The sequence below is a fragment of the Vagococcus luciliae genome, from assembly GCF_024637875.1.
GTDB classification, from domain to species: domain Bacteria; phylum Bacillota; class Bacilli; order Lactobacillales; family Vagococcaceae; genus Vagococcus; species Vagococcus luciliae.
Window position 1 is genome coordinate 471,482 of the sequence record NZ_CP102451.1, and the last position, 16,330, is coordinate 487,811.

At 31.9% G+C, this 16,330-nt stretch carries 15 protein-coding genes; 1 reads left to right on the forward strand and 14 read right to left on the reverse strand.

Translation table 11 applies throughout. The annotated features are described in order from the left end of the window. Positions 1 to 17: 17 nt before the first annotated feature. The 6 genes from G314FT_RS02415 to G314FT_RS02440 form a co-directional block, all read right to left on the reverse strand. A complete protein-coding gene (locus tag G314FT_RS02415) occupies positions 18 to 671 on the reverse strand; it encodes a hypothetical protein (protein ID WP_257701928.1) in 654 nt (217 codons plus the stop codon). A 12-nt stretch (positions 672 to 683) separates the two neighbouring features. Continuing rightward, the gene (locus G314FT_RS02420) at positions 684 to 1,766 is read right to left on the reverse strand and encodes a WxLIP family cell surface protein (protein ID WP_257701929.1); all 1,083 of its coding nucleotides are present in this window, start codon (positions 1,764 to 1,766) and stop codon (positions 684 to 686) included. A gap of 97 nt (positions 1,767 to 1,863) precedes the next feature. Then, the gene (locus G314FT_RS02425) at positions 1,864 to 2,763 is read right to left on the reverse strand and encodes a WxL domain-containing protein (RefSeq protein ID WP_257701930.1); all 900 of its coding nucleotides are present in this window, start codon (positions 2,761 to 2,763) and stop codon (positions 1,864 to 1,866) included. 28 nt (positions 2,764 to 2,791) lie between these two features. Next, positions 2,792 to 3,592, reverse strand: coding sequence for a WxL domain-containing protein (locus tag G314FT_RS02430; protein WP_257701931.1), 801 nt, complete (start codon positions 3,590 to 3,592; stop codon positions 2,792 to 2,794). Then, the gene (locus tag G314FT_RS02435; protein WP_257701932.1) at positions 3,589 to 3,939 is read right to left on the reverse strand and encodes an EF2685/EF0750 family sortase-dependent surface protein; all 351 of its coding nucleotides are present in this window, start codon (positions 3,937 to 3,939) and stop codon (positions 3,589 to 3,591) included. Before G314FT_RS02435 ends, G314FT_RS02430 begins: the two co-directional genes overlap by 4 nt. Before the next feature lie 23 nt (positions 3,940 to 3,962). Continuing rightward, positions 3,963 to 6,434 carry a hypothetical protein gene (locus tag G314FT_RS02440; RefSeq protein ID WP_257701933.1) on the reverse strand — a complete coding sequence of 824 codons (2,472 nt, stop codon included), beginning with the start codon at positions 6,432 to 6,434 and terminating at the stop codon, positions 3,963 to 3,965. A 321-nt stretch (positions 6,435 to 6,755) separates the two neighbouring features. Here G314FT_RS02440 and G314FT_RS02445 point away from each other — a divergent pair, with 321 nt between their 5' ends. After that, a complete protein-coding gene (locus G314FT_RS02445) occupies positions 6,756 to 7,697 on the forward strand; it encodes an IS30 family transposase (RefSeq protein WP_257701934.1) in 942 nt (313 codons plus the stop codon). Positions 7,698 to 8,021: 324 nt separating this feature from the next. Here G314FT_RS02445 and G314FT_RS02450 read toward each other — a convergent pair whose 3' ends face one another. The 8 genes from G314FT_RS02450 to gyrA form a co-directional block, all read right to left on the reverse strand. After that, on the reverse strand, positions 8,022 to 8,894 hold the full coding sequence (locus tag G314FT_RS02450; protein WP_257701935.1) for a DegV family protein: 873 nt from the start codon (positions 8,892 to 8,894) through the stop codon (positions 8,022 to 8,024). Positions 8,895 to 8,988: 94 nt separating this feature from the next. Further along, positions 8,989 to 10,281, reverse strand: coding sequence for an adenylosuccinate synthase (locus G314FT_RS02455; RefSeq protein WP_257701936.1), 1,293 nt, complete (start codon positions 10,279 to 10,281; stop codon positions 8,989 to 8,991). A 122-nt stretch (positions 10,282 to 10,403) separates the two neighbouring features. Next, positions 10,404 to 11,771 carry a replicative DNA helicase gene (gene dnaB, locus G314FT_RS02460; protein WP_257701937.1) on the reverse strand — a complete coding sequence of 456 codons (1,368 nt, stop codon included), beginning with the start codon at positions 11,769 to 11,771 and terminating at the stop codon, positions 10,404 to 10,406. Positions 11,772 to 11,794: 23 nt separating this feature from the next. Continuing rightward, positions 11,795 to 12,247 (reverse strand): 50S ribosomal protein L9, encoded by a 453-nt coding sequence (rplI, locus tag G314FT_RS02465; RefSeq protein ID WP_125958308.1) that lies wholly within the window; start codon positions 12,245 to 12,247, stop codon positions 11,795 to 11,797. 131 nt (positions 12,248 to 12,378) lie between these two features. Continuing rightward, positions 12,379 to 12,618, reverse strand: coding sequence for a 30S ribosomal protein S18 (rpsR, locus tag G314FT_RS02470; RefSeq protein WP_071455937.1), 240 nt, complete (start codon positions 12,616 to 12,618; stop codon positions 12,379 to 12,381). An 18-nt stretch (positions 12,619 to 12,636) separates the two neighbouring features. Then, the gene (gene ssb, locus G314FT_RS02475) at positions 12,637 to 13,140 is read right to left on the reverse strand and encodes a single-stranded DNA-binding protein (protein WP_257701938.1); all 504 of its coding nucleotides are present in this window, start codon (positions 13,138 to 13,140) and stop codon (positions 12,637 to 12,639) included. A 43-nt stretch (positions 13,141 to 13,183) separates the two neighbouring features. Continuing rightward, complete coding sequence (rpsF, locus tag G314FT_RS02480; protein ID WP_125958310.1) at positions 13,184 to 13,483, reverse strand: 30S ribosomal protein S6; 300 nt, start codon at positions 13,481 to 13,483, stop codon at positions 13,184 to 13,186. Between the two features lie 313 nt (positions 13,484 to 13,796). Then, entirely contained in the window at positions 13,797 to 16,313 is a 2,517-nt protein-coding gene (gene gyrA, locus G314FT_RS02485; RefSeq protein WP_257701939.1) for a DNA gyrase subunit A, read from the reverse strand. Positions 16,314 to 16,330: the final 17 nt, after the last annotated feature.

Genomic DNA, 16,330 nt, shown 5'->3' on the forward strand with positions numbered 1-16,330 from the left:
TACTTCAACCCTTACACTTATTTTTTATGTATTCTACTTTCATCAATATTAAAATAATTAAAAACAGCTTTTTGATTTTCTTTAACTATATTTAAATTTTGAATACATTCATTTGATAACTCTTCATTTCCATAAAGTTGTTGTATAATAGGAACTGTGTTCATTCCGGCTTCTGATAAACTTTTATAATATTTATTTAATAATCGCTGACCATCTACTGATAACATATCACTAGGAGTTTCAGTCATGTAAGAAGCCATTCGATTAGAGTTATCAGTTATCTTTTTAGTCACATCTTCTTTTTTACCTTCAGATTTTTTTGCTTGAGTTACACTTTTTTCATAATTATCGACTAAAAAATAACCCGACATTACTATTTCTAAATCTTCCGAAAATAAGTGTTTTTCAACATAATTTTTAATCAAAAAGTATCCACTCATTACGACAATAGATATAAAAAACAGAACTAACGCTCTTTTTAAATAACGAGCTTGATTTTTTGATAATTGACGTAATTGTTTTCGATATTTTTTTTTATGACGTTTTTTTTTATTAAGAGATAATATCTTTTTTTTATTGATGAAGTAAATTATTGTATTAAGTAATGAAAAGGCTAGAAACACAATAGAAAGAGAAATCAAACAAATAAACAATATTTCGATTATATTCATTATTCAATACTCCTATTTACTCTTCTTTTTATTTTTTTTATGTGATAAATTTCTAGATTTCTTTTTATTATTTATTTTTGTTAAAATAAAATAAATAATAATAACTAAGATAATCACTGATAAAGTAATTATAATAATGAGTTTCCAATTAATTTTTCTTTCCTCATATAAACCAACATCTCGTTCATTATATTTATCTGCTTCATCTTTTGAAATCTTAAAATCTTCTTTCCAATGCTCTATAATACCTTTATCTCCTCTTACCGTAATATTAGCAGTATAATTTCCTGGCTCCATCTTATCTCCTTGCATGCTTACAGGAAAGTTAATTAATGAATTAGGAGCCATCCTCATATTATTTTTTCTTGTTTGGTATAAAACAGTATCCTTACCTTTTTTCGAAATGCTAACTTCTACAGACATGTCATTGAAGAAAGTCGCATTAATATTAGAATAAGTAATAAATATAGTATTTTTAGCATTTAACTGTTCTGGATAAATATTACGGAATTCTAATTTAGGTAAAACTTCGTTTTTGTTAACCTGTAACACCACTGGTGCTACATAACGATATCTATTTTTAATCTGCGTACCTTCAACTTTTTCATTTTTATCATCTTTAGTACTTCGTATCATAGAAATACCACCAACTATTTGACCATCAAAATCACTATCTGGCATCACTATGTCAAATTTGACATCTTTTGTTTCGCCAGGTTTCAATAATACTTGATTAGGACCAGTCACAATTTTTTCAAATGGAAATTTTAAAGAATCATCGTTTTTGATATCATTTGGTGTGTATTCAATCACACCATTTTTATTCGTTTTCGCACCTGTAATACTAATATCAACATTAACATCTTCAGAAGAAGGATTGACTAAATTAAGAGTAAAAGATGATTTTTGATTAGGTTTCATCAATAGGTCTAGATAACCTTTATCTGATAGTTGATTATCTGGATAATTAATACTGAATGAAAAACCAGCTGTTCCTATATTATCTTCTGCGATACTTATAGTTTTACCAAAACTAAAAATACAAAAAATAATAATAAATAATAACCATATGCTACTAATTTTATTTTTTTTCATAAAAATAACCTTTCTATCAATGTATTTTATTAACACAAAATAGGTTGATAAAATATATCAACCTATTTTGCACAATATTAAGTTTTATGTCTAATAATTAAGGTTGGCCATCTGTTAAAGTCCAAGTAATCTCTGCTAGATAGTTTCCTTTTTTCATATTAGTAGCTGTTCTAGAAGGAACTTTTAACGCAATAGATTTATCTTCTGTTTCTTTTTGAGCTGTACCTTTGACTGTGTATTTGTCATCGTACTCTTTAGTTTGTCCATATTCAACAGATAAGATACCTTTAGCTGGGGCTTTTCCAGAAGGTAAGTTAACAACTTGTTGAGCTGTACCTGAATCTTGAACTAATTCCATAGTAGAAGTTAAATCTAAGCCCTCAATTCCACCAGTAATATTTGCACCATCTTCGTGAGTTAAAATTCCGTTAGTATAGTTTATAGAAGCATTCTCTAAAGTACCTAGTGGAGTTTGCCCATCTTTATCATATAACGTAAATTGTTTAGTTAATTGAGCAGTTAAAGTATAACCAGTTTGTTCTGAACGAATATCACCAAATTGAACGTAGTTACCAACTGCTTTATTAGTTCCACTAGGAGTTAATGCTCCCGTTGTTGGATCTTGAGTAGCACCCAATACTTTCGCTGGCGCTGCATATTTTTGAATATTATTTGAACTAATATTAATAGTTCCAAATTTCAAGTTTGATGCACCTAAAAGAGTTAACGCCCCACCATCTGGATTACCTGGTGTAAACCCACCATTTCCTGGATCTTTAGGATCTACATCCGGAATAACTGGGTCTGTTGGTTTTTCAGGGTCTTTATCATTTCCTCCTTCACCTGGTTTATCTGGATCTGTTGGTTTGATAGAACCTTCATCAACGTTCACTGAACCAGATGATTTAACTGTATCTGCAGTTGCAGCACTAACGCTAACCGCACTACTTAATAGTAAAGTTGATAATAAAATTGTTCCTAAAACTTTGTTTTTCATTATATATTCCTCCATTTATATTTATCTATTAAGGCAATTTGGCAATAGTCCAAATTATCTCCGTATTATATTCCTTTGGTAAAATAGTTGTCTTATCCGGAATGGATAGTGAAATAGCTCTATTTCCAAAGTCTGGTTGATTCCATTCAGGGTTGATAAGCGGTTGATTATTACTATCAATCAAAGGATACAATGTTGATTTTTGTCCATCTTTATTATTTTGTGATGCACCAAATTCAACTGTCCAGACGCCCCACCCTTTATTTTTTTCTGCTTGAGCGACAATAGCTGATTCACCGGGTACTAAAGATAAAGTTTCTCTAGTTACTTGCGGCATAATTTCTTCTGTTTTATGACTAGCATTTGCCCATGCATGATCAAATGATAATACAGCCCCAGAAAGTTCCTGTCCATCAGCAGTTTTAAATTGGTTTTTTTGCTCCATCATCAAAGTCCATCCTGTACTTTCACTTCGGACATCTGTAAGTTGAACATAACTTCCTCTAGGATCAGTACCTTGCTTAAAAAATTGTGCTTTAGCATTAATTTCCTTATGATTACCAATTCTAACGCGTCCAAAATCTAAATTAGAAACAAAATCTAAACGTAGACTACCTTTAGGTTGTTTAGATGGTCGATTTGGATCAACATCCGTTGGTGGATTTTCAGGATCAACTGGTGGCGTAATTCCATTATCGATAACTTCTGTACTAGCATTTGGATTAACCGTCTGTGATACTGCTAAAACAGTATTACCTGATAATAAAATACTAGATAACAATATAATAAATAAATAGAATCCATGATTCAGTAATCGTTGATATATCATACTACTCTCACACTCCATTTGGTTCTATACATAATAACAACTCCTAATATTAGTATTAAACCAATAGCTGTAGGAAAATAAGAGCAATAATCACTCGTTTGAGGTAGGAGTCCTTTTGTTGTTTTTTTATTACTTACAGGATACTGATTAGAATTAGATTGTGTTGGATGGTTATCCTTATTTGACGTTGAAGAACTCGTTTCAACATCTTCATAAAAAATTATCCTACCATGCGTTACTTCAGAATCGGTATCAGGCTCAGCAGCTAGGAAGGATGATGATGAACAAAAACTAATAACATAAACAAAAATCAACGTAACAAATAAGTGTTTGATAACATATTTCATTTTTTTGCTCCTTTCTCCTAGCCTCATGGTTCTTCACCTGGCATTAAATCCCATTCAATTTCACAACTGTAGCGACCTAACTTTTTAACTTGACCAGGACCTATAGTTAAACCTAAACCACTATCATACTTTTTCCAATCATCATTTAGGGTGTAATCCCCACCTGTTTTACTATGATATGCTGTCATTGCATCTGACGTAACAATAAAACGATCAGAATCACTTAACCGATATTCCATAATATTAGGTAACTCTGTTCCATCATTCGTAAAAGTTTTAACCATTTTTAATTTTAAATTCCAACCAGTTGACTTATTTGAACGATTATCAACGATTTTTAAAGGTGGCTGTTCATCTAAATTTTTAGCTTGTCTTATATGTACATCATCAACTGAAGTTTTGATTTCACCATAATCAAACAATCTAGGAGCTGATTCAATCAATAAATTTCCTTTTAATTTATAAGTTACACTCATCTTTGAACTGTTTAATAATAAATTAGTTTCATCGTTTGGTCTTTCGATAATAGTATACCCACCATTAGTAGTATATTTGTCTAATACGGATGTTACTTCTTTGATAGCTGTTAAATCAACTACTTGATTAATCAAATAGTCATTTAATTCTACTTTATCAAGCAATTCATCTGCTTCATTTACAATGTTCACAGTTAATTGACTTTTAGCTTCTTTAACAACTAATGTCGCATCTACATCTGTTGTGACACCTAGTTTTGATGTTAAACGAATAGGAACTTTTAGTTTTGTACCAGGCATCAATTTTGTAGTATCTGGTAATTTATCCTTATTGACATAATCTGCCTTGATAGGAGTATCTTTCGCTATATTATTGGTATCAATAGATGTTTGATATCCTTCTTCTAATAATTCAGAAGCATCAGGGTATTGACTTAAAATACTTTTTCCATACTCTAATGGTACATTTTGTTTTGCTTCACCTGTTGGCGTTCCTTCATAGTTAGTCTTAGCGATTGATCGATCATCGACTTTATATGAATATTGTTTCGTATCAATATTATTACTTGCATAGTGTGTATACGTCATTACTGCAGTTGTCGCTAAGTCAAAATGCATATATCCATTAAATTTATCATCCTCTTTAATAAGATAACCATTGTTTGATAAGTTAAATGACTCATTTGGTGTGGCTACTACTGAAATTTTATATTGTCCGTTATTAAATTCTTCGCTTTTAGTATCGTTAAAAGTTACGGTCGCTTTCGCTTTATTTTCAGGATTCAATGTAACCGTATATGAAATTTTATTATCCACTTCTTCACTGTTTTCAGCAACGTTATATACCTTTATCTGTGATGGGTCTATGTTATAGCCATCTGGAGCTGTCGTCTCTATGGATAATTTGTCAGTTCTCTTATCTATACTGTTATTTCCTACACCAAAAATAATATCATAATAGACATCTCTATAATTTTCTTGATCATGAGTTGCATTATTTACTCTACCTATAACCGTTTGAATACTTGGTGCCACCCGAGGTATAGCTTGCCTTAAATAATCTAACCCCATAGTCTGATTATTCATACTAAGACGAAATTTTAAAGTATTCGTTCGTTCGAATAAGCCTGTAAACGATGTTTCATATTTGCTCATTGTAGCTACAGAGTTAGAAAACTGTAATATATTATTATAAAGATAGTTATACTCAATATTATTCGTATATTTATTTGGATAAACATTATAATTTGAATAAGTATAATACTTAGACAAATCATTTAGTGGACTATACACCTCTAAAGTTTTTAGCTTATTTAAATTTGACACATTCCATAAACCAACAATTTCTATTTTTTCTTTAGTTAACGAATCATAAAATTCATAATGATAGTCAATATAATCTTTACCTGATGTAAAAGGATATCTGGGTCTTGTTTTATTTGGTATATTAGTATGTTTGTCACCTAACCCAGATCCTATTGACATAAATATATCTCCCCATTCAGCTTTTGTATCCACTGAAGGAATATAATATTTTGAACCACTCAGATGTTGTTCAGAAGGATCAACAGCAAAAAAACGAAACACGCTACCTGGAATATCTAGATACAAATCATCTATTACCCATTTCACATCAACAGATCGACCTTGGTAAAACCCTACGTTAGATACATATACTGACTGTTCTTCGGATTTTCCAGACTGAAAATAATAAATTTGAGACTTACTTCCAGGAAAAGCTTCGTTATAAGGTCTATTTTCTATTTGTGGATTTCTCCCTGAAAACACTGTATTTCCTTTTGGTCTATATGTTGTTTTCGTATTCTCATCTTTCCCATTTATTAATTGCATTGAGAAATTATACTTACCATTAATCTCCACTGATCTTTCTAAACCTGGCCTAACTAATGTAACATTAGGATTATTAACTAATTTATTCACAGCTAGTACCCTATAATCAGTTACAAATAAAAATAATAAACAAGTCAATAAAAATAATACTATTTTATTCTTTTTCATTAACCCCCACCTCTTACTTGATATAACTAATTTCACAAACGATTACTTTACAAGTATAACACATTTTTCAAAAAAATAAACAGATTACTATCACTTATATCAACTTTAATAACAATTATTATAAAAAGAGAGTCTAATTGTAATTTTAATACATTTAAGGTTTTTATTATAATTTAATTAAAAAAAGTAGACAAAAGAAATATATACAACACATTTTTTATATAATCGCCGATTGTAAAATTAAGCTAGACAACTAAAAAATCATTTGTGATACACTCAAATTGTATTTCCAACCAAAGAAAACAAGGAGAGTGATCACAAATGACCTATACACATCTTACTACAGACGAGATAATTTTGATAGAAGCTTATTATCATCAAAATAAAAAAGGAACATACGTTGCGAAACAATTGAAACGAGCAAAACAGACTATATATAATGTTTACAAAGCTTTTGACGAGGGGGTATCTGCACTAGATTACTATAAAAGGTACAAAAATAATAAAAAGAATTGTGGCAGACGTCCTATTTCTTTATCTGATAATGAAACAGAATACATTCAAAAGAAGGTTGTTCAAGGATGGACTCCAAACGTCATGATTGGTCGTGCTGAGTTTCCTATTTCATGTTCTATCAGTACTTTTTATAGATTATTTAAGCAAGGACTGTTTGATTTGACTGCATTACCTATGAAAGGTAAAAGGAAAGCGAATGGTTATAACGAAAAAAGAGGCAAACAAGCCTTTAAAAGAAACATCCATCAACTCTTTAATAATGAATTTGGTCACCTTGAAGGTGATACAATTGTTGGGAAAGACCATAAAAGTGCTGTTATCACACTCGTTGAAAGACTATCGAAAGTGATTATTACGTTAAAACCAATAGGCAGACGAGCAATAGATATCGAAAATAGTTTAAATAATTGGTTTAAAAAGTTTCCATGCCATCTATTTAGATCAATCACATTCGATTGTGGTAAAGAATTTTCTAATTGGAAATCAATCAGCAATCTAAATGATATTGATATTTATTTTGCAGATCCAGGAACACCATCACAACGAGGCTTAAATGAAAACTCTAATGGGTTATTACGTAAAGATGGATTACCTAAACAAATGGATTTCAACAAAGTTGAGGAATCTTTTATCCAATCTATCGCTTCTAAAAGAAATAATATTCCTAGAAAATCATTAAACTATAAAACACCATTGGAAGTATTTTTGAGTTATGTAGACAACGATATTTTGTCTAGTTTAATTTGACAAATAAAAAATTATTAGATATATATTAAATAAATTTAATATATAATTAAAAATACTAAAAACAAATAAAAATAATCAAAACTGTTATAGTTAATAATTTTTATCTGTTCCACATTGTATGTGAATTTTTATTCATAATAACCACAAAGTAATATAACCTTATAAACTTATATAAAACTATAAACAAGTGTTAAATAATTTCAATACTTTGTCTTTTTTATTGTCTAGCTCAATTTTACAATTGGCGTATCTAAAAAAAACAAACCAACCACTCTTAATGAGTAACTAGTTTGTCTATAGTCTAGATAATCTTATAAATTTATGTTACTTTATGAAACCAAATGAAAAAATAGCTAATGCGCCATATCCTGTATGACTAGCAATGGTTGGTCCCATAGGTTTTACAGAAATACTTTTTACCGATACTTTATCTTGTAAAATATTTTTTAATTTTTCACCAGACTCTTTATCTCCAGCATAAGCAATTAAGATATCTTGTTCTTCTTCGTTTTCAATCGTTTCTTTGGTTAATTCAACAATTTTTTCCAATGAATGCTTACGTCCACGTACTTTACCAGTATTAATTAATTTTCCTTCCGCATTCATACAGATAATTGGTTTCACTTTGATCATACTACCAATCATCGCAGACGTTTTAGATATCCTACCTCCACGCTCTAGATGTTTTAAATCATCAACTGTAACCCATGAATGTAATCTTGGTATCATTTCGTTTAACCATAATACGACATCTTCAAGTGTTTTTTCTTGTCTCCTAAGATTTAAGACATTCCTTATAAGTAGTCCTTCTCCCAAACATGCCGCTAAAGAATCAATAATCATAATCGGTAGTTTACCATGCTCTTCTTCTAACATAGATAAAGCTGTCATCGCATTATTATATGAGCCACTTAAACCTGATGAAAAACAAACATATAGCAAGGGTTGGCTCTGACCGACATATTCTTTAAAAATATCTAAATAATTCCCGATATTAATTTGTGACGTACTAGGCGTTGCTCCATTTTTAAGTTCTGTCATAAACCAATTGTAGTCAAAAGTTTCCTGAAAGTCATCAATATATTCTTTGTTGTCTAATTGAATCGTCATACTAATTTTTTTAATGCCTGGTTCCTCTAATTCATCATGTGTTAAATCACAACAGGAATCTACCAACAAATCAAATTTATAAGTCATTTTTATTTTCTCCCTATCATTGGTTTAACTTTATTATATAATAAAAAAATAGAGAGTTCGATAACTCTCTATTTTTTTTATATTTATTGGGTATTTAAATTTGTTCCCAAACATTTTCTAAAATGTTTGTTTGTGTTCTATCAGGACCAACAGAAAATGTTGAAATTCTAACATCTACTAACTCAGAAACACGTTTAACATAATTTCTAGCATTTTTTGGTAATTCTTCTAATGTTTTACAACCAGTAATATCTTCCGTCCACCCTGGTAATTCTTCATAAATTGGTTTACATCTCGATAATTCTTTCAAACTTGCTGGGTAATGAGTGATTTCTTTTCCATCTAACTCATAAGCCACACAAATTTTAATGACAGGTAAACCTGTTAAAACATCGATTGAATTTAATGATAGGTTAGTAATACCTGATACACGTCTAGAATGTCTCATCACAACACTATCAAACCAACCAACACGTCTTGGTCGACCAGTTGTTGTACCATATTCACGACCAACTTCTCTAATTTGATGACCTGTTTCATCAAATAGTTCAGTTGGGAATGGTCCGTCACCTACACGAGAGGTATAAGCTTTACAAACACCCACAACTTTATCAATTTTAGAAGGTCCTACACCTGTGCCAATTGTCACGCCTCCAGCTAATGGATTTGATGAGGTAACAAATGGATAAGTACCTTGATCAATATCCAACATAACACCTTGAGCACCTTCAAATAGTACATGTTTTCCATTATCTAAGGCTTCATTTAAGATAACTGATGTATCAGTTACGTATTCTTTAATTAATTGACCATACTCATAGTATTCTTCAAACACTTCTTCAAATGAAATAGGGTCTACTTCATAGATTTTAGTAAATAATTTATTTTTTTCTTCTAAATTTATTTTTAATCGTTCTTCAAAAATCTCTTTATCTAATAAATCAGCTATTCTAATACCCACACGAGCTGCTTTATCCATATATGCAGGTCCAATCCCTTTAATCGTTGTGCCGATTTTTTGATCACCTTTGGCATCTTCTTGTAACTGATCTAAAAGAATATGATAAGGCAAAATAACGTGTGCTCTATCTGAAATTCTTAAATTAGTAGTTGGAATATTATGTTCTTTTAAATAATTTAATTCTTTAATTAATGATTTTGGATTAACAACCACACCATTACCAATCACGCTTATTTTATCTTGATAAAAAATACCTGATGGAATTAAGTGAAGTTTATAGGTTGTTCCATCAAATTGAATAGTGTGGCCTGCATTGTCTCCACCTTGGTATCTTGCAATGATTTCTGCATTTTCGCTTAAAAAATCAGTGATTTTCCCTTTACCTTCGTCTCCCCACTGAGTTCCGACTACTACAACTGATGACATATGAACACTCCGTTCTTCTCTTTTATTCATTACCTAACTATATTATCAAAAAAAAGAATCTAACACAACTAAATCAGAACATTAAATTAAAAAAAACATATTTTTATCACAAATTACGAATATTAAAATTCTTCTCTTGGGGAAATAGAAGTAAATTTATTATATTCTTTAATAAACATTAACTCAACTGTCCCTCTTGCACCACTTCTATTTTTTTCTATAATAACTTCAATAATATTATTAGATTCTTGAGCGGGTTCATCATCATCGTCTTCACCATCACGTTGATAATAATCATCACGATATAAAAAGGCTACTATATCTGCATCTTGCTCAATAGAACCTGATTCACGAATATCACTTAATACTGGACGTTTATCTTGCCTTTGCTCCACCCCACGAGATAATTGTGATAAAGCAATGACAGGTACTTTCAATTCCTTAGCAAGTTTCTTTAGTTGACGAGAAATTTCAGATACTTCCTGTTGTCTATTTTCTCGCCCAGTCCCCTCTATCAACTGTAAATAATCAATTAGAATAAGACCTAAATCGCCTTGCTCTTGAGCTAATTTCCGACACTTCGCCCGAATTTCAGATATTTTAATACCTGGTGTATCATCTATAAAAATATTAGCTCTTGATAAACTTCCCATTGCGACAATTAAACTATTCCATTCTTCATCTGTTAATTGACCTGTTTTTAAATGACTTGCTTCAATAGATCCTTCTGAACATAACATACGATTCACTAAAGACTCTGCACTCATTTCTAGACTAAAAATAGCGACTGATTCATCCGTTTTTGTTCCTACATTTTGCGCAATATTTAAAGCAAATGCTGTTTTTCCCACAGCTGGACGTGCAGCTAATATAATAAGTTCTTCTGATTGAAGTCCTGCAGTCATTTTATCAAGTGCATGATATCCAGTTGGCAGCCCAGTTATCTCATCCCCTTGTTGTGAGAGTTGTTCTATTTGAGCAATCGAATCACTCAATACATCTGAAATCGCTAAAAAACCACTTCTATTTCTTTTTTCAGAAACTTCTAAAATTTGACGTTCTGCTTCATCTAAGATAAATTCAACATCTTCGTCTTGTTCAAAGCCTTTTGTTACGATATCTGTTGCTGTTTGTATTAAACGTCGTAATAACGATTTTTGTTCCACAATTTTTGCATAGTGGCCCACATTGGCTGCTGTTGGAACGCTTGTTGTTAATTCAGATAAGTAACTAATCCCACCAACATCTTCTAGCAATTGCTTTTGTTCCAACTCTGTTTTCATCGTAATCACATCAATCGCTTCATTACGATTGTTTAAGTCTAACATCGTTTGAAAAAGTAATTGATGTGAACGACGATAAAAATCAGCTGAATCAATATATTCCATCGCCTCAATCAAAGCATCTGCATTTAAAAAGACAGAACCTAAAACTGCTTGTTCTGCCTCGATACTTTGAGGTGGCACTCTATCTTGTTGAATAAGTTCCATAGACTAAATCCTCAATTTTCCGGTTACTCAACCACTACATGTACACGTAGTTTGGCTACCACTTCTTTATGTAATTTAACTGGAACAGTTGTATATCCTAGTGCTTTAATTGGCTGTTCCATTTCAATTTTGCGTTTATCTACTTTTATTTTATGTTGCTTTTGAAGTCCATCTGCTACTTGTTTCGATGGAATAGAGCCAAACAAACGACCATCCTCTCCAGCTTTTGATTTTATAACCACTTCAAATCCTTCAGTTTCAAATGTTTCTTTTAATTTTTTAGCTTCTTCTAACACTTCTGCATCTTCTTTAGCTTTAGCTTTTTCTTTTCCTTTAAGTTCGCTTAAACTTTGAGCAGTTGCTTCTTTAGCTAATCCTTTTTTAATTAAAAAGTTTTGAGCATATCCTACGGCGACATCTTTCACTTCACCTTTTTTCCCTTTACCTTTTACATCTTCTAAAAAGATAACTTTCATCTATATCCACTCTCCTAACGATTCTAGTCATGTACTCTCTATATTTTACCATAATCCATAGTATTTCTAAACTATCTTCATAGTTTCACGTGAAACAAAAAGAGACATTCATACGAATGTCTCTTGGATTTCTAGTCTTCACTAACGAATGGTAATAATCCCATAATTCTTGCACGTTTAATTGCAATCGTTAATTTACGTTGATGTTTAGCACAAGTCCCTGTTACACGACGAGGTAAAATTTTACCACGTTCTGAAACAAAGCGAGATAATAATTCAACATCTTTGTAATCGATATGATCAATATGGTTAGCTGTAAAGTAACATACTTTACGACGACGGCGTCCGCCTCTTCTTTGTTGAGCTGCCATTATATGCCCTCCTCTATATTAGAATGGTAAATCGTCATCCGAAATATCTATCGATGATGAGTTTCCAAAAGGATTACTATTATCACGATCGAAGTTCGGCATGTCATTACTTGAAGATTGGCCAAATGATGATTGTGTATTTTGGTTATCTTGAGAAAAATTATTAAATCCACTAGTTTGCTGTTGTCTTTGACTTGATGCATTCTTAGATTCTAATAATTGGAAGTTCTCACAAACCACTTCAGTTACATACACTCTTTGTCCCTGTTGATTCTCATAGTTTCTAGTTTGAATACGTCCAACTACTCCTAATAGAGTCCCTTTTTTAGCATAATTAGCTAGAGTTTCAGCTGGTTTTCTCCAAATAACACAGTTAACAAAATCTGCTTCTCGTTCTCCACTTTGATTAGTAAAATTACGATTAACAGCTAAGTTAAAAGTGGCTACGGCAGAACCATTTGACGTATATCTCAAATCTGGGTCTCGAGTAAGTCTACCTACCAATACAACATTATTAATCATTGGTTAATCTCCTTTCGTTATAAATGTTTCACGTGAAACATTATTAATTTTCTTCTTTAACAATCATGTGACGTAAAATGTCATCATTGATTTTTGCTAAACGATCAAATTCATTGATTGCTGCAGCATCTGTAGAAGAAACTTTAACGATATGGTAGATTCCTTCACGGAAATTTTGGATTTCGTAAGCTAAACGACGTTTTTCCCATTGTTTAGATTCCAAAACTTCTGCTCCGTTATCTTTCAAGATTGAATCGAAACGATTTACTAGAGCATTTTTTGCTTCCTCATCAATGTTAGGACGAATTATATACATGATTTCATAATTTGATACCTGACTCATTGATTTTCACCTCCTTATGGACTAAAGGTTCCTTAATTATAAGGAACAAGGAGAGTAAATTTTCATTTACTCACAGTAATAAATTATACTCTTTTTTATATCGTATTGCAACATAAATTTATAATAGCTTTATTTTAATCAACCTTTACCAATAATATATTTCTTCAAATTATTTAATATCAAAGGTTTCTATAAATCCCCCTTACTATTACTAACCCTAGTAAATAGATAGTTATCTAGAATATCTCCTTAATTAAATTTTTTTATAAAAAAATAACTCAAAATAGTTGTCTACTTTGAGTCATTTATCATTTTATTCTTCAAAATTCTTTTCTTGTTCATCCGCTGTTATGTTAACATCGATTTCCTCTGACACAATAGTATTTTCTATTTCATCTTCATCAACATCAATAGTTGCCATAGTTGATACCAAAGCATCTTCTTCTAAACGAATTAAACGGACGCCTTGGGTTGAACGACCTGTCTGAGAAACAGAATTCAACTCAAAACGGATGATGACACCTTTATTAGTGACTAACATAATGTCTTCTTCACCACTAACCGTTGTTAATCCAACTAAATGACCATTTTTCTCAGTAATATTAACGGTTTTAATCCCTTTACCACCACGGCCCTTGATTGGATATTCTTTAGCATGTGTTCTCTTACCATACCCATTTTCAGTAATAACTAATACTTCCATGTCTGGTTTTAAGATATCCATGCCAATGACATAATCATTTTCTCTTAAACGAATACCACGAACACCTGCTGCACTACGTCCCATTGAACGCACTGCTTCTGCTTTAAAGGTTACAGAATACCCTAGATTTGTCCCAATAATAATTGTATCATCATCATCTGTTAATGCTACATTAATCAGTGAATCACCATCTTTTAAACCAATAGCTTTTAAACCATTGGTGCGAATATTCGAAAATTCTTTAACAGAAGTACGTTTTACTGTTCCTAACTTAGTTGTGAAGAATAAATACTGATCAGAATCAGCTTTTCCTTCCACATTAATAATGGCTTCAATTTTTTCTGAAGAATCAATACCTAATAGATTGATGACTGGAATCCCCTTAGCTGTACGACCGTACTCAGGGATTTCATATCCTTTTGCACGATATACTTTACCTGTATCTGTAAAGAATAATAACGTATCGTGTGTTGAACATGATAATAAATTCTCAACAAAGTCATCATCATGAACGCCCATTCCTTGAACACCACGTCCGCCACGATTTTGGGTACGGAACTCCGTACTTGGTAATCGTTTAATGTAACCATTATGAGTTAACGTAATAACCACATCTTCTTCTTCAATTAAATCTTCATCTTCTAGACTTAATACTTCTCCTACAAGCAATTCCGTACGTCTTGCATCCCCATATTTTCGCTGAACTTCATCCAATTCTTCAGAGATAATCTCCAATACTCTATGATGGTTAGCTAATATATCTTTTAAATCTGCGATTAATACCAATAAATCTTGGTATTCTGCTTCAATTTTTTCACGTTCTAAACCTGTTAAACGGCGTAAACGCATATCTAAAATAGCTTGAGATTGTCTATCTGACAACTCAAATTTTTCCATTAACGTCGCTTTTGCAACGTCATCAGAAGCTGAAGCACGAATAATTTTAATAATTTCATCAATGTGATCTAATGCTATTCTCAAGCCTTCTAATATGTGCGCACGCGCTTCTGCTTTTTGTTTATCAAATTCTGTACGGCGAACAATGACTTCTTCTTGATGTTCCAAATAATACTCTAGAATTGGTTTTAATCCTAAAACTTTTGGTACACCTTTAACGATTGCTAACATATTAAAGCCAAAACTTGTTTGTAACGACGTTAATTTATATAAATTATTCAACACAACTGATGCGCTTGTATCACGACGAATCTCGATGACAATACGCATCCCTTCGCGTGAGGATTCATCTCTTAAGTCAGTAATCCCCTCAATACGTTTTTCACGATGCAACTCAGCGATACGTTCAACCAGTTTTGCTTTATTCACCATATATGGTATTTCAGTTACAATAATACGTTCACGACCATTTGATTTTTCTTCAATATCGACTTTCGCACGAACAATGATTGATCCTTTACCCGTTTCATAAGCTTTACGAATACCCGTTTTCCCCATGACAAGTCCACCGGTCGGAAAGTCAGGTCCAGGTAGTACCTCCATCAATTCATTTGTTGTCACATCTTTATTTTCCATCAATAGTTTTAACGCATCAATTACTTCTGACAAATTGTGTGGTGGTATATTAGTTGCCATACCTACTGCAATCCCTGTTGTCCCATTAACTAAAAGATTAGGAAAACGTGCTGGTAATACTTCTGGCTCTCTTTCTGTTTCATCGTAATTTTTTTGAAAGTTAACGGTATTTTTATTTATATCTCGCAGCATTTCAACCGCAATTTTACTCATACGAGCTTCCGTATAACGCATAGCAGCAGCCCCATCACCATCGACAGAACCAAAGTTACCATGTCCATCAACTAGCATATTACGATAACTAAATGGTTGTGCCATACGTACCATTGATTCGTAAATCGCACTATCGCCATGAGGATGGTATTTACCCATGACATCCCCAACGATACGAGCTGATTTTTTATGTGCTTTATCAGGTGTCACACCCATTTCATTCATTCCATACAAAATACGACGATGAACAGGTTTTAACCCATCTCTTACATCTGGTAACGCACGAGACACAATAACACTCATGGCATAATCAATAAAGGATTCTTCCATTTCCTGTGTCAAATTAACATCTTGAATATTTTCTCTGATTTCTTCAGACATGAACGTTTCTCCCTTAC

Excerpts from the sequence above, each read along its gene's own strand:
- G314FT_RS02415 (WP_257701928.1), bottom strand. The coding sequence starts at position 671 with ATGAATATAATCGAAATATTGTTTATTTGTTTGATTTCTCTTTCTATT.
- G314FT_RS02420 (WP_257701929.1), bottom strand. The coding sequence starts at position 1,766 with ATGAAAAAAAATAAAATTAGTAGCATATGGTTATTATTTATTATTATT.
- G314FT_RS02425 (WP_257701930.1), bottom strand. The coding sequence starts at position 2,763 with ATGAAAAACAAAGTTTTAGGAACAATTTTATTATCAACTTTACTATTA.
- G314FT_RS02430 (WP_257701931.1), bottom strand. The coding sequence starts at position 3,592 with ATGATATATCAACGATTACTGAATCATGGATTCTATTTATTTATTATA.
- G314FT_RS02435 (WP_257701932.1), bottom strand. The coding sequence starts at position 3,939 with ATGAAATATGTTATCAAACACTTATTTGTTACGTTGATTTTTGTTTAT.
- G314FT_RS02440 (WP_257701933.1), bottom strand. The coding sequence starts at position 6,434 with ATGAAAAAGAATAAAATAGTATTATTTTTATTGACTTGTTTATTATTT.
- G314FT_RS02445 (WP_257701934.1), top strand. The coding sequence starts at position 6,756 with ATGACCTATACACATCTTACTACAGACGAGATAATTTTGATAGAAGCT.
- G314FT_RS02450 (WP_257701935.1), bottom strand. The coding sequence starts at position 8,894 with ATGACTTATAAATTTGATTTGTTGGTAGATTCCTGTTGTGATTTAACA.
- G314FT_RS02455 (WP_257701936.1), bottom strand. The coding sequence starts at position 10,281 with ATGTCATCAGTTGTAGTAGTCGGAACTCAGTGGGGAGACGAAGGTAAA.
- dnaB (WP_257701937.1), bottom strand. The coding sequence starts at position 11,771 with ATGGAACTTATTCAACAAGATAGAGTGCCACCTCAAAGTATCGAGGCA.
- rplI (WP_125958308.1), bottom strand. The coding sequence starts at position 12,247 with ATGAAAGTTATCTTTTTAGAAGATGTAAAAGGTAAAGGGAAAAAAGGT.
- rpsR (WP_071455937.1), bottom strand. The coding sequence starts at position 12,618 with ATGGCAGCTCAACAAAGAAGAGGCGGACGCCGTCGTCGTAAAGTATGT.
- ssb (WP_257701938.1), bottom strand. The coding sequence starts at position 13,140 with ATGATTAATAATGTTGTATTGGTAGGTAGACTTACTCGAGACCCAGAT.
- rpsF (WP_125958310.1), bottom strand. The coding sequence starts at position 13,483 with ATGAGTCAGGTATCAAATTATGAAATCATGTATATAATTCGTCCTAAC.
- gyrA (WP_257701939.1), bottom strand. The coding sequence starts at position 16,313 with ATGTCTGAAGAAATCAGAGAAAATATTCAAGATGTTAATTTGACACAG.